The 13773-nt window shown below is 51.3% G+C and carries 10 protein-coding genes and 1 pseudogene; 9 read left to right on the top strand and 2 right to left on the bottom strand.

Annotated elements, in window-relative coordinates; translation table 11 throughout:
- Nucleotides 1–10 precede the first annotated feature (10 nt).
- Nucleotides 11–280, top strand: a pseudogene (locus ABYK60_RS02875) (transposase); the annotation flags it as partial.
- Between the two features lie 908 nt (nucleotides 281–1188).
- On the opposite strand, the gene ABYK60_RS02870 reads toward ABYK60_RS02875, so the two are convergent.
- Together ABYK60_RS02870 and ABYK60_RS02865 are read right to left on the bottom strand one after the other, a co-directional pair.
- Complete coding sequence (locus ABYK60_RS02870; protein WP_372870417.1) at nucleotides 1189–3645, bottom strand: ABC transporter permease; 2457 nt, start codon at nucleotides 3643–3645, stop codon at nucleotides 1189–1191.
- Nucleotides 3639–4373, bottom strand: coding sequence for an ABC transporter ATP-binding protein (locus ABYK60_RS02865; protein ID WP_372870416.1), 735 nt, complete (start codon nucleotides 4371–4373; stop codon nucleotides 3639–3641). Before ABYK60_RS02865 ends, ABYK60_RS02870 begins: the two co-directional genes overlap by 7 nt.
- Before the next feature lie 28 nt (nucleotides 4374–4401).
- On the opposite strand from ABYK60_RS02865, the gene ABYK60_RS02860 reads away from it, so the two are divergent.
- From ABYK60_RS02860 to ABYK60_RS02825, 8 genes are all read left to right on the top strand, one after another.
- The gene (locus ABYK60_RS02860; protein ID WP_372870461.1) at nucleotides 4402–5016 is read left to right on the top strand and encodes an arylesterase; all 615 of its coding nucleotides are present in this window, start codon (nucleotides 4402–4404) and stop codon (nucleotides 5014–5016) included.
- 613 nt (nucleotides 5017–5629) lie between these two features.
- A complete protein-coding gene (locus ABYK60_RS02855) occupies nucleotides 5630–6694 on the top strand; it encodes a DUF3083 family protein (protein WP_372870415.1) in 1065 nt (354 codons plus the stop codon).
- Nucleotides 6695–6909: 215 nt separating this feature from the next.
- Complete coding sequence (locus ABYK60_RS02850) at nucleotides 6910–8301, top strand: aspartate aminotransferase family protein (protein ID WP_372870414.1); 1392 nt, start codon at nucleotides 6910–6912, stop codon at nucleotides 8299–8301.
- A gap of 129 nt (nucleotides 8302–8430) precedes the next feature.
- Nucleotides 8431–11604, top strand: coding sequence for a YdbH domain-containing protein (locus tag ABYK60_RS02845; protein WP_372870413.1), 3174 nt, complete (start codon nucleotides 8431–8433; stop codon nucleotides 11602–11604).
- 41 nt (nucleotides 11605–11645) lie between these two features.
- The gene (locus ABYK60_RS02840) at nucleotides 11646–11804 is read left to right on the top strand and encodes a YnbE family lipoprotein (RefSeq protein WP_372870460.1); all 159 of its coding nucleotides are present in this window, start codon (nucleotides 11646–11648) and stop codon (nucleotides 11802–11804) included.
- 15 nt (nucleotides 11805–11819) lie between these two features.
- A complete protein-coding gene (locus tag ABYK60_RS02835; RefSeq protein WP_372870412.1) occupies nucleotides 11820–12137 on the top strand; it encodes a YdbL family protein in 318 nt (105 codons plus the stop codon).
- Between the two features lie 134 nt (nucleotides 12138–12271).
- Nucleotides 12272–12724 carry a DUF6265 family protein gene (locus ABYK60_RS02830; protein WP_372870411.1) on the top strand — a complete coding sequence of 151 codons (453 nt, stop codon included), beginning with the start codon at nucleotides 12272–12274 and terminating at the stop codon, nucleotides 12722–12724.
- Nucleotides 12725–13130: 406 nt separating this feature from the next.
- Nucleotides 13131–13718, top strand: a complete 588-nt coding sequence (locus ABYK60_RS02825; protein ID WP_372870410.1) for a YiiX/YebB-like N1pC/P60 family cysteine hydrolase — start codon at nucleotides 13131–13133, stop codon at nucleotides 13716–13718.
- The last annotated feature ends 55 nt before the right edge of the window (nucleotides 13719–13773 follow it).

The raw sequence follows: 13773 nt of genomic DNA, 5'->3' as shown, positions 1-13773 counted from the left end.
CAGCAGCGCAAATTGGCTTATCGCCGACCGCCCCAGTAAGGTGAATGCACTGAAGAAACACCCACGAAAGAACAAACTCGCTATCCGCTACGAGTACCTGAAGGCCAGTATCAGAGCCAAGGTTGAACATCCATTTCGGATCATTAAATGCCAGTTTGGTTTCGTCAAAGCCAGGTACAAGGGATTGGCTAAAAATGATGGTCAGCTGGCGATGTTATTCACCCTGGCGAACGTGGTTCGAGTCAACCAAATGATACGGGCACAGGCGAGATCTACCTAAAATCTGGGAATTGGCCCGAAAAAGGGCCTAAATCAGCAGTGTAAAGCCGACTTTGGGCTCAAAACTGGGAATTTGAGTGTAGGAAGCCGAAAAAAGATGCTCTTGGGCATCAACTCGGAAGATAGGTACAACTTAATCGCAGCTTCCCTAATACAATATATGTCTTTGTTACTACTGCCTTATCACTTTATCAAAAAAAATATGGCAACACTGTTTTTTTAATGTAATGTAAGTTCCAGACGAAAAAGAAAACAAATAACACTATATATACAACAATACTGTGAAATCTAATCTCTTTAGAAAAGTCACTTAATGACTCGCGTCCCTCAAAGCTCCTCAAACACCCTTCAAGCTTGTTACTAACAAAAAAGTAAGTAACTACAAAAGCAACTATCAACCCTACACTATAGTGAACTAAAAAATTTGACTTACCTCTTAAAAAATTATCAATCAAACCCATTAAGATTAATGAAGGGAGTCCACAAACTACTGTTGCCACCATATTAATCGCACCATGGTGACTAAACTTTTTTTTTCTATAGTACGCATAGCCACCAACCAAAAAACACTTTACGACGTTCATTTCACCGCCTCTAACTTTATATAGTCAACCGCCAAACTCTTATAGAGGCCCCCTTTGGGGTCATTATTATACTCTTGTCTAATCGCCTTTAACTCTCTGATACTATTCGACATAAATAATTGCGTATTCCCTAAACTACTTACGCTCGATCTTTTTATCATAATCCAACCACTCACGTCACCTGTAGTGGGAGTATTTAGCATGGGCATTCTACGGGCAAAGCCCCACTAGAACGATCCCCACCTCCATAGGTGGTGGTTTTAGGGTGACAAGAAAAGGCGCCCAAGGGCGCCTTTTTAATGACAGTATCTTAAGTTCCTGTCCACTACTCCTGGGTGCGCAGCAACGCCAGGCAACTGCGGGACAAAAGCTCGCGGCAACGCCAGTAGCCCAGCAGCGCAACCAACACAGCCCCAAGCACCGGTGCCTGTAGCCACCATTGCAAATGCCAGTTTACTGTCAGCTCAAACACCCAGGTTTTTAGCATAAACAGCACAGCTTCGGTGACCACCACAGCAACCACCCCGGCCACGGCGCCAAGCACCGCAAATTCCATGGTAGTCGCCAGCCTCAGCAAGCGGCCGCCCGCCCCAAAGGTTCGCAGCACCGCAAGCTCACGTTGGCGCACCGACATGCCCGCTTCAGTCTGTGCCCACAGCACCAGACTTGAGGCGGCAATCACCAGTGCCAGCACAACCCCGAGCGCCAGGGACACCTGCGCCACTATGTTCCTGAGCTGCGCCACCATGGCGCCCACATCTATCACTGAAATGGTGGGAAAGCCCTTGATTAGTTCAACCACCAGCGGCCGTTTCGCCTCTTCCAGATGAAAGCTCAACATCGAGGTATAAGCAAAACGCTGCAGCGCCTGCTCACTGAAAATCATGAAGAAGTTAGGCTGCATGGTTTCCCAGCGCACGCCGCGAATACTGGTAACCTCAACCTCCAGTCTCTGGTTATCAATCACAAAGCCCAAGCTGTCGCCAAGTTTCAGCCCCAGACGCTCAGCAACCTTAGTCTCTATCGATACCCCATTGGGATCGGCGCCAAATTCGCCTTCCAGCAGGCTGTTATTGGGCGGCAGGGTATCGCGCCAGGTCATATTGAGTTCACGGCCAATGCCCACCCGGCCCTGAGCGCCTTCCTCAGCCTGCTGCTGGCTGATAAGTGTCTCGCCATTGATAGAGGCTAAGCGGCCACGCACCACAGGGTAAATGTCTGTGCGATCTATCTGGTGTTGCTCAAGAAACTCAGCCAGCGGCGCCTCATCTTCAGGGGCAATGTTCACCAGAAAAAAGTTGGGCGCCCCTTGCGGCAGTTGTCGCTGCCAGTCGTCCAGCAAATCCTGACGCAGCGCCAAAATGGTCAGCAGCAGTACCAGCGCGGTGGAAAAGCCCACCAGTTGCACCGAATTTTGTGCCGCGCGGCGCCGAAGCCCCGCCAGCGCCAGTTGCAACGGATTGGTGGTTTTAAGCCCGGCGCCATGACCAAGGCGTATCATCACAAAACCCAGCACAAACAAAATGGCGCCAAGCAGCAAGGCGCCAATCACCACAGCGCCGGTTAATTGCCACGAGCGCGAATAGGCATAACCCAGAATCGCCATGGCACTGAGGCTCAGAGTTGCATGCAGCCACACACCGGCACCCTGGCCGGTGAGCTCACGCTGCAGCACCCGCAGCGGCGGAATGGCAAGCAGCCTCAGCAGTGGGTAGGCTGAAAACATCAGCGCGCTGATCCCGCCGGTCAGGACGCCAAGCAGGATGGGGCGAAGCAGCGGCGCACTGTAGGCTTTAAGCTCATGGGGCAGGAATGCCGCCACCAGCGCATCGAGCCCAAGCCCGGCCAGCACCCCAACCATGACACCAACCGTGGTAACCAGCCCCAGATGCAGGGCAAACAGGGTACGGATTTCCTTTGCAGACGCGCCAAAGGTTTTGAACATGGCAACCACATCATAATGGCGCTGACAGTAGCGCTGCGCCGCAATACCAATGGCAGCGCATGCGAGTGCAATGCCCAGCAAGCTTGCCAGCAGCAAAAAGCGCTCGGCCCGCTCAACCGCGCCCGCAATGGGGGAGTCACCACTTTTCACATCTCTTAAGCGCTGTGAACTTGAAAGCTCGGCTTTCATCAGAGTGTCAAGCTCAGTCAATGCCGCGCTGTCACCGGTAAACTGATACAGATAGGTCACCCGGCTCCCGGGACCGACGATACCGGTGGAAGCCACATCGTCCATGCGCATCAGCACCACGGGCGATGAGGCAAAGGGGTTGAAGCCCGCATCCGGCAGGCGGCGGATTTCTGCGGTAAGGGTAAAGCTTCGCTCGCCTATCTCCAGCTTATCGGCGTTGCCAATCAACCCGGCGAGCCGTCCTTCGAACCACAGAGCCCCGGGCTCGGGCAGCGCAGCGGTAGGGCCATCGGCAAGCTCAATCTGGCCTTTGAGCGGATAGCCAGGACCAACCGCGCGCACTGTGACCAGCTGAAACTGATCGTTCGACCAGGCCATGGAGTTAAACAGCATACTGTCGGTGCGTTTAAGCGCCAGCGCATCGGTTTTGGCAAGCAGTGCTGCCGGCAGTGGCTGAGGCGAGTCTATGATGCGATCGGCCGCGGTAAATTTGGCCGCCTCGCCGTTAATGGCCACCTGCAGCCGCTCGCTGACCCGGGCCAGGCCTGTGACCGCCATAACCGCGAGGGCAATGGCCAGCAGGATCAACATCAGTTGCCCCTGGCGCAGCTCACGCCAGAAAAGGCGTAAGGCGAGCGCTCTTAACATGCCGCCTCCCGCACCTTGGCAGCGGCTTCAGCACCGTGATCTTTTACAGCTGTGGTTTCGGCCAGCTCGCCTTCTGTCATGGTGAACTGACGCTCACAGCGCAGTGCCAACTGGTTATCGTGGGTGACCAGCACCAGGGTGGTGCCAAGTTCAGCATTGAGTTCAAACAACATGTCGGCAACCCGGTGGGCATTGCCCCCATCGAGATTACCCGTAGGCTCATCGGCAAACAGCACCCGAGGCTCGCCAATAAAGGCGCGGGCAATGGCCACCCGCTGCTGCTCGCCGCCGGAGAGCTGACGTGGCAAGTGGTTGATACGGTGTGAAAGCCCTACCCGCTCCAGCATCGCCATTGCCCGTTCTTTGGCGTCTTTCATGCCGCCAAGTTCGGCCGGCAGCATCACGTTTTCCAGTGCTGTCAGGGTATCAACCAACATAAACGACTGAAAAATAAAACTGACTTTCTTTTTACGCAGTGCCGCTTTTGCCTCTTCATCGAGGCCCGACAGCGGACTGCCATCCAGCCAAATCTCCCCTTGAGAGGGCGTATCCAAGGCCGCCAGTAACCCAAGCAGGGTCGACTTACCCGAGCCCGAAGGACCTATGATAGCCACCGATTGTCCCGGCTTGACTTCCATATCCACCCCTTTCAGGATAGTGAGCTCCCCTTCCTGGGTTTGAACGATTTTTTTAAGGTGGGCGACTTTGATGGCATGGCTTTGTGACATAGTTTCTGAATTCCGTAAATTGCGTAGCATGGGCTGGATGCTGGCCTGCCTGTTTCTGGCATTCCCCCTGAAGGCCGACACTATATTAATCCTCGGCGACAGCTTGAGTGCAAGTTATGGTATGGAAGAAAAGCAAGGCTGGATCAATCTGCTGCGCCCCAAACTGGGGGGGCACACCCTGGTGAATGGCGCCGTAAGCGGTGAAACCTCAGCCGGTGGTCTGCGCCGACTGCCCGCCCTGCTTGACTCTGCCAAGCCCTCGGTAGTGTTTGTAATGCTGGGTGGCAACGATGGCCTGCGCGGTTTTTCACCCGCAGAACTGAAAAAGAATCTTACAAAAATCATTGACCTGGCTCAGGCATCCGGTGCTCGGGTACTGCTCAGTGAAGTCATGGTCCCCACTAATTATGGCCCCCGTTATGCCAGGGCATTCGCCGAGGTGTATGCCAGTCTTGGTCAGCGTGATGGCGTAACCCTGATGCCTTTCTTTATGACACAAATCATCACACACCCTGAGTTAATGCAAAGGGACGGAATACATCCCAACGAAGATGCCCAGCCCGGCATTGCCGACATCATGTACCCATGGTTTAAATCAATGATTACAGGGCAGCTTCAGCATCAAAAGCCCGATCCTACTTAAGTATTATCCTTTTAAAATAATCAGTTGAAGCATTGAATGTTTTGTTTGGCGAACGTTAAAATCCGTCACTTTTTTAATGCTTCAAACTGGTGAGCTGCGTGGACAAACAACGCTGCGTAAGGTGCGTGTATTGGCACTGACCGTCATTGGCACCACAGCCGAATGTCGCTGTTCAGGGCTGCACCGTCGGACAGCCTGATACTAATGGCTGTCGGACAGTTCCGGCAGACAAAGGCACAGGCAAAAATGCATACGAATGACTGCTTACTGGCGAAAAAAACGCCGGCAATTATTCCTTCCATGTCACGGCTTACTTATCCATCAGATATGTCTGCATCGCTTATGTGGATTGCCCGGATACAGAACGACTCCCCAACAATAATTGGCGTTCTGACTTGGCATCCTTGACTGAGCCAACGTGAGGTGGCGATCACAAACCGTAAAAAAGCAGGCTGAGGCTGTGGTCAACAAAGCAGTTTTTAAGCAAAAACTCATACACCCCGGTTAGAGTGATTAAAAAATGTGTGCCGGAACAACATTTCTGTAGCAAATCCCCGGTAGGATCCGCTGCAATACGAACCCCAATGTGGTTCTTTGTACCCAAGGAGTGATTATGTCTTTCAACCATCAGCAAAAAGTCTATCTGCCCACGGACGCCCGTACCAACCAGTACATTACGGCAGAGATTAAACTAACGGACGCCCTGCTGAACCAATATCCCGATTACGCGACTTGCTATCAGGCATTGGCAAAACAGTTCTTTGAACTGGCCGACAAGCATGATCTGCGCAATGTTCACGTTATCGCCAATGACAAGCTCCCCGTTGTCCGCTTCCACACAGAAGCCTACTGCCTGGAGACCGATCAGCAGGTTATCTTCTTCTACAACCCACGTTACCACGAAGCACAAAATCTGTTCGCACGAGCCGACTACCGCACCCGAAAAATCCGCTTCCTGTTTTTGGCTGTAGGAGATGAAGTGCGCGCCAATTCGGCGACCTTGCATTCTCAGGTTCAGGGACTGCTGGCTGAATTTGCACCGCAGCTCGCGCTCGAACAACCCATCAAGATCCGTGACCATCAGCATCTCACTTACGACCTTTTTGCCCGTGCCAAGGGCAACAAAAAAACCTATGGTTACAAGCTTCGAGGCATAGCCCAGCGTTACAAAGCCCGTAAATGTGACCTGCCCGAGGATGTCAGTGCCCTTAGCTATGTCACAGTAACGCTACCGCTGGGCCGTCGCCTCAAGCAGCGCCTCGGTGGTGACAACAATGCCAATTACGGTGCCATCTATCAAAAGCTGCAAGATAGCTTCCAAAGCGCAGTTGCAGAGCAAGGTCTGAAGCGCGCTGCCATGGTGGCCAACGGATTGCTGCCACTGGTTCGCAATTCAAAATTCGACCGTCTGAGTACCGACAAAGGCGTGCAAATGCTGGGTTTTGACCCCAATACCGCCGAGCCTCAGTTCCTAGCACACTGGCAGGCTGAGAATCTGGTGGAAACCGCCCATTTTGTGGTGGCTGCAGGTGCCGAAGACCATACTGACGCAGGCTTTGGCCGCTTCATGAATGAAGTGGAAGACGCACTGCGTCAATTTGCCCGCCAGATTGAAATTGATGGAGAGCGTCAGGATATGGTGGTGCGCTTCCATCAGCACATCAGCTATAAGCGCTGACAGGTACCTTCAATAAGCAATAACCACCTGCTTAAAAATGAAAAAAGGAGCCTGACGGCTCCTTTTTTGTTTATTACCAGCATAATATTTTCATCCGATATTTTGCCAAAATCCTCCTGCCATCAGCTTCCGCATTCACGACTATTGCCAACCTCTGTAACCAGTGATAATAATGAACGCCGCGTTCAATAAAACAAACACAGAGGAACCGATATATGACTGCCAGCGGGATAAGTTCACACGCCGTAGAAACTTTTATGAGCCACGAGCGACGCCACTTTATTGAGCGAAATCCCAAGTCCCGCAATTTGGCCGAACGCGCGCAAAAATCCCTCTATGGCGGCGTGCCAATGCACTGGATGGCCGACTGGTCCACTCCGTTTCCATTGTTTGTCGAAAGCGCCAGCGGTGCCCGTTTTCGGGATGTAGATGGACATGAATATGTCGATTTCTGTCTTGGCGATACCGGCAGCATGTTTGGTCACTCGCCTGCGCCTGTGGCATCGGCGCTGGCACGCCAGTCCACAAGAGGCTTAACCACCATGCTCCCCGGTGAAGATGCCATTGTCTGTGGTGAAATTTTAAGCGAGCGATTTGGCCTGCCCTATTGGCAAGTGACTGCCACAGCCACCGACGCAAACCGTTATGTCGTACGCTGGGCTCGCGCCATCACCCAAAAACCGGTGCTGCTGGTATTTGATGGCTGCTACCACGGCACAGTGGACGATGTCATGGTACGTACCGATGGCTCGCAAACCGTGCATCGCTCGGGGCTTGTGGGTCAGGTGTACGACTTGAGCCAGTACAGCCGCGCTATTCCCTTTAACGATGTGGAGGCGCTGGAAAACGCACTAAAACAAGGTGACGTGTGTGCGCTGCTGTGTGAACCTGCCATGACCAATATAGGTATGGTGATGCCCGACGACGGCTTTATGCAAAAGTGTCGTGAACTGACCCGCCAATACGGCGCGCTGCTGGTCGTGGATGAAACCCACACCATCTCCACGGACATCGGTGGTTGTACCAGGTTATGGCATCTTGAACCTGACTTTTTTGTGATGGGCAAACCCGTAGCCGGCGGGGTGCCTTGCGGCGTATTTGGTTGCAGCGAAGCCATGAGTCAGGCCATGCAGACGGCCAAGGCAAAAATCAATCAGGATTCCCAGGGCCACGGCCATAGCGGCATGGGCACCACGCTGTCGGCCAATGCACTGGCCATGCACTGCATGCGTGCAAACCTCGAGGAAGTAATGAATCAGGCAGCATATGATCATATGCTGCCGCTGGCCAAGCGCCTCGCCGGAGGATTTCGGGAAATTATCGCCAAGCATGCTCTGCCCTGGTCGGTGACCGAACTTGGCGCCCGCTGCGAATTTCAGTTTTGCCAAACCCCGCCACGCACCGGCGCCGAGGCGGAAGCAGCCTTTCATGATGAATTGCAGATGGCACTTCATCTGTACCTTATCAACCGTGGCATTCTGATAACGCCGTTCCACAACATGACCCTGTGCTGTCCCCACACCAGCGTTGCCGATGTCGACAAGCTCATCAGCACGCTCGATGAGGCTCTGACCAGATTACTGGCCATTGAAGGTGCCAGGCAATAACGTGATATCACCTCCCTGCTGTGGCTGTCTTTCAGCCACAGCATCTTCTCTTCTAAGCTCCGAGGGTGTAGCGCGCCGGCTCCATCATGCTAAACTCGCGCCATAGATGGATTTTATGGTAACGGGACTTTGGCAAAACGCGCTGTTCGCCTGCTTGGGATCTTACTGCTGTGCTTGCTGCTGCTCATCTCGGGCTGTGCGGCGGTCTTGTGGTATCAGGGCAAGGACTGGCTGACATCCCTTGCCCGCACAGAGCTGGCAAAATCCGGTATTACCCTCAACAGTCTTGCCTGGCGGCTCGAGCCTCAGGGCATCACCCTCGAAAACATCAATCTGGACATCGAAGACAGTCGTCTACAACTCAGTGGATTACGTATTACCTTCGACAAGCCTCTTACGGAGCTCACCCGGAAGCTCATTGCCGACTACGTTAATGGCGAGCTGAGTCTGCCCCTGCCACAAAGTATCGCGCTGGAGCATAGCTATGTTTTCCTTGGCAGCAGATCGCTGATGGCGGCAGGCAGCCATCAGGCTGATAACAGAGCTGCCATGGCACTGGATTTGAATAACCTGCCCCATATCGCGCTGGGTTCCGTTGAAATAGACACTCAGCAAGGCAAGCTGCTGCGACTGGAATATCTGTCGCTCAGTGAAGACAGAAAACTTTTCAGCCGCATCGCCAACCCGGATGGTCATCACATTGTGAATTTTAACGCCAATCTGGGACAAGACAGCTGGCAAACGGAGCTGGGATTGTCACTGCCCGCTGCCCATGGGTTAGTTAAACAACTGGCTGGCACAGCCCTGCCCATACCTCCTGACAACCCGTTGTTTGGCTTTTTGCATCAGGTACGCCTGTTGGAGTCCAGATTTGCCCCGGTCATTACCGGCGAGCTTACCATCCACAGTAATCTCACACTGAAAACCGCTGCACTTTCCAGTGAACTCAGTCTGAAACAGGCAGGCCTTACACTGGATGCGCTGACGCAAATTCATCTCAGCTTGAGTGATGTCAATATTAAGGCCGACCAGAATGCAGGGAAAACGAGGGTCCATATCAGTCCTGTGCGGCTCGAAACCAATCTCAGCCAACCCCAACGCCGGACATTGCTTGAAAACCTTGCAAGAGAGTCAGCTAACAGCACCTCGGACTCTCTCGTCAATGCTGACAAGTCAGCCTCCACCGACCCAGCGCAAGCCGGCATCTCATGGTTATCACGGCTCGACTCAGTGCTGCTTGAAGCGCACCCCCTCAGCCTGATCTTCGCCATGCCACAGGGTATGACACTGGCAAGCGACGAGCCGGTATCGACACAGTTCATGGCCGATGCACGCGCAGGAGCCTGGCAACTGGCTTTATCTGCACAACCTGAACTGAGTGGCGATTTGGACGCCCCATTTAGCCATATTCAAAGCCCGATGGAACTGAAACTGGCGTATAACAATGACCTGGACCTCAGCACCTTGTTAACCGCGCTCGGTATAACGCCTGATACTGGTAAGCACACCAGCATCAGCCTTGGCCAGCCCCAAGTCGCGCTCGGAGTGCTTATATCCTCAATTGCCAGCCCCCTTCCTGATGCCACGTCAAAGAAAGCAAGCGCGGCCCTGACCAACATCCCCACTGATTCCGGTGGCGCAACCCCGATGGGGGTTAACAGCTTGGCAGATTCAAACGGCATCTTTATCCAGGTTAATGATTTAAAGGCGGACATGGATCTGGCCGCCATTACCAGCGAAAACGATGATCAGATCTCCCAACTCCAACTGGGTAAAAGCGTACTTAGCCTAAATAAAAGCAACAACAGCCACCTCATAGCGCGCTACTATCCGGCAACACCATCCGGGCTGGGAGCGTTTACCATGGCACTGAAAACTAATAACGCGCAGCCTCCAAATGCCGCCTTTGAGCTTCGGCTGCAAGACGTATCGATAAACCAAAAGGCGGCGACACAAGTTTCATCAAATCCCCCTCAGAACAAGCTGGACATAACAGAAATTCTGCTGAGCTCTGAACTGCGTAAACCTTTGGAATTGTCAGTGCCACTGGGTGAACCCATTTCCCAAAAAAACCACGACAATACTGAAACGCCATTATTTGGCCAGCTGTTAGCAGCAAAGCCGGAGATATCTTCCAGCCTGCGTTTATCTGATATCAGGGCACAACGACAAACATCCCGCAATGCCGGCGGAAAGCGACTTAAATCCACCCGATTCCATATCGACTCGGTAGAGTTGAATCAACAACTCAACGCCAGGGCGGGTAAGGTACAAAGCCAAGAGCAATGGCAAATAGGTCAATATCAACCAATACGGCTCAGTAGCCAACATCAACTGATATTGACCGCAGATAACCTGCAGACCATCAGCGCAAACTGGCAGGGTCAAAACAGCCTGGGAAACTGGCGCCAGGCGCTGGCGGGCAGCCTGAATTTATCCAGCGACATCCCCCTGGCCGGAGATACTCACCTCAATGCTGAAATTGAGCTGGATTTGATTAAGCAAACCACCAACATTCAATTGGAAACCGGCTTTACCGAACTCGAGGGCAGCGTCGGCAGCTATCCGTTTCACGGTGGTAACCTGAACGCCAACTGCGCCCTATTTCAGGATAAACGCCGCGATAATGATTTTCGCCTGGGCTGCGATATGCTGAGCTGGTCTTTGGCAAACTTTCAACCCGGTATAATCATCAGCGACCTGAGCGGTCAGGGCACCCTGGCTCTGCAAAGTGGCGAAGATGGTACCTTGTCAGAGTTTGACATCGACCTGACCAGCAAGGGCAAACTGCTGGAGGGGGAATTTTTACTGCCCCAGTTCAAGCTTAACCTCAAGCAGCCATCCCATGCCTACCTGATACTTACCGGGCTTAGCCTTAAGGAATTGTTGTCGCTGCAACCCGTGGAAGGCATCAAGGCTGATGGCATTTTCGACGGCGTGTTGCCGATGGATATGCGTAATGGCAAAGTCAGTGTCAGCGGTGGTCGCCTCGCCGCCCGTGCACCCGGAGGCCTGATCGAAGTGGCCAATAATCCGGCTGTGGATGAATTGGTGGCGTCTCAGCCTCATCTGGCTCTGGTATTTGATGCACTCAAGCACCTTGAATATTCAAGCCTTGCCGGCAGCTTCGACATGTTTGATAGCGGCGATGCCACCATAAATGTTGAAGTCAAAGGTAAAAGCCGGGGCATTGAACGCCCCATCCACTTGAATTACTCTCACGAAGAGAACTTACTGCAACTAATCCGCAGCCTTACCATTAGTGAAAAGCTGCAAAGTCATATTGAACAGAGTGTTAACTGAGGGACTTGCCCGTGAAATTAGTCGCACCCGGCGTTGGCGCCATGATGGCGCTACTGATAACAGCCTGCACACCGACGGTCAAAATTGAGCCGCCGGACAAGCCGATTGTTATTAATCTGAACGTAAAAATTGAACACGAAATCCGTATCAAGGTAGACAAGGAACTTGATGCCCTGCTTGCCGATGACAAGTTGTTCTAACAGGAGAAGAAGTCGATGAAAAGACTCATGTTAATTACTGCCGCAGCCCTGCTCTCGTTCAACGCCTTTGCCATGGATTTACAGGAAGCAAAATCACAGGGCTATTTGGGTGAGCAGCAAAACGGCTACCTTGGTCTGGTAACAGACAACGCCGAGGCACGCGCCGTAATGGAAGAAGTAAACGCCAAGCGGCGCGCCCATTACGAAAAAATTGCCGCTAAAAACAAAATTGCCACCGCAGACGTAGCGAAAATGGCCGCAGAAAAAGCCATGAAAGCCGCCGACAAGGGCCATTTTATTCAGGATGAGTCAGGCAAGTGGATAAAAAAATAGTCTGCTGCTGAACCTTAATACCCCTGGCCTGGCAGTATTGGCCAGGTTGATATTCAACCGTCCCAAAACACAACCATCCCTAACCATCTGGGATTAATGCAGTGTCTTGTGATGGACATAGAGGGGTAAGAGTCATGAAAGCTTTCATTACCATCGTTTTGGTTTTTACCCCATTATTATCGCTTGCTGGCACCTGTAATTCTTTAGGCTCACTGCACTGGATGCTCGGTTCCTGGCAACATCAACATGCCGACACCAGCATCACAGAGTCATGGAAATTTGTCAGCAATCTGACTCTGGAAGGTTCTGGCTCAACCTATGTTCATGGAGTAAAAAAAACTGATGAGTCTATGAGAGTCGTAAGCATGTCGGATGACATATTTTATTTGGCCAAGGTCAGCCAAAATTCGCTGCCAGTTGCATTCAAACTCACAGAATGCAGTGATAAAAACGCCGTTTTCGAAAACACAACTCATGACTTTCCCAAAAGAATTGAATATATACAGGTTGCACAAGGCGAGATGAATGCCATAGTCAGCGACGGCAGCAAAGAAGGATTTACAATTAGGTTCACGCTTGTTGACTAAAGCTCACTATCAGGCAGTAACAATGCCTTTAACACCACCATTAATACCATTCAACCTGTATTCAGGCGATTATTGCACCGGTTGTTAGCATATACCCAAAAATAAAAGCCTTTACTCCCATTCTCAATGCCAAAAGAAATACATAACATCTACTAAAAGCTGGATAGCTCACTTTTAAAAAAATTAAATACCCAATCAATAATAATTACTTATACGAAATATAAATACCTGAAAAAACATATCAGAATCATAAGACAATATCTTAACCACAACACCAAGGAATTTATTTACTATGTTAACAGAGCTGATAAATCTACTGGATAAAATCCACAAAAGCTGATAAACCTAGCTGACGCTGTCAGTTTTGTGTACATTATCACCCAAAATTTTATTTGGTATGTTCATTTTGAAAAAATCGATTCTGCTGATCGTCGCTATTATTACGCTTACAGCTTGCATGGCCAGAACCACGGTCAGCATTATTGATAAAGAGAATCATGATAAACAAAGCGAAATCATTAAAAAAAGCGTTTTGGATATCGCAAAAACCGGCGATTGGCTGGTCATAAGGGGCTACCACTCCACCGACAATTTGGTTGCCAACGCCACTGGGCTCCCCATAAGTCATGTAGGCATCATAAATCATGAAACGCAGATGGTGGTAGAGGCTGATGGACAAGGTATTCATTTTTCAAACATAGATGAGTTTATAGATAAATCTTATCGTCTTATCATTATCCGCCCAAGATGGAAAACGGTAGAAAACGCAGAGCTTGCATGGAAAAACGCTGAAAGCCTCGTTGGCAGTGATTATGATTTTTTGGGGACTGTCGGAGTCAATCATCCAGATAAATATTATTGTAGTGAGCTAGCGGTGCATATATATAGCCAGTGGTTCAGTGGCAAAGAGAAATTCCCATCCGTAGTAAAGCCAGGCGAACTCTATTTATGGGGTACTGTTTTGTATGATTCGTTACCCAGGGATGAAATTTAGCGCAGAGGGCTAAAAACCGCACATACCAACGACGGATAACTTCTGCGCATTAAAA

This window comes from Shewanella sp., from assembly GCF_041630135.1.
Lineage (GTDB): Bacteria > Pseudomonadota > Gammaproteobacteria > Enterobacterales > Shewanellaceae > Shewanella.
The sequence above is the reverse complement of the archived record's forward strand: the minus strand, read 5'-3'. Positions and strand labels throughout refer to the sequence as shown.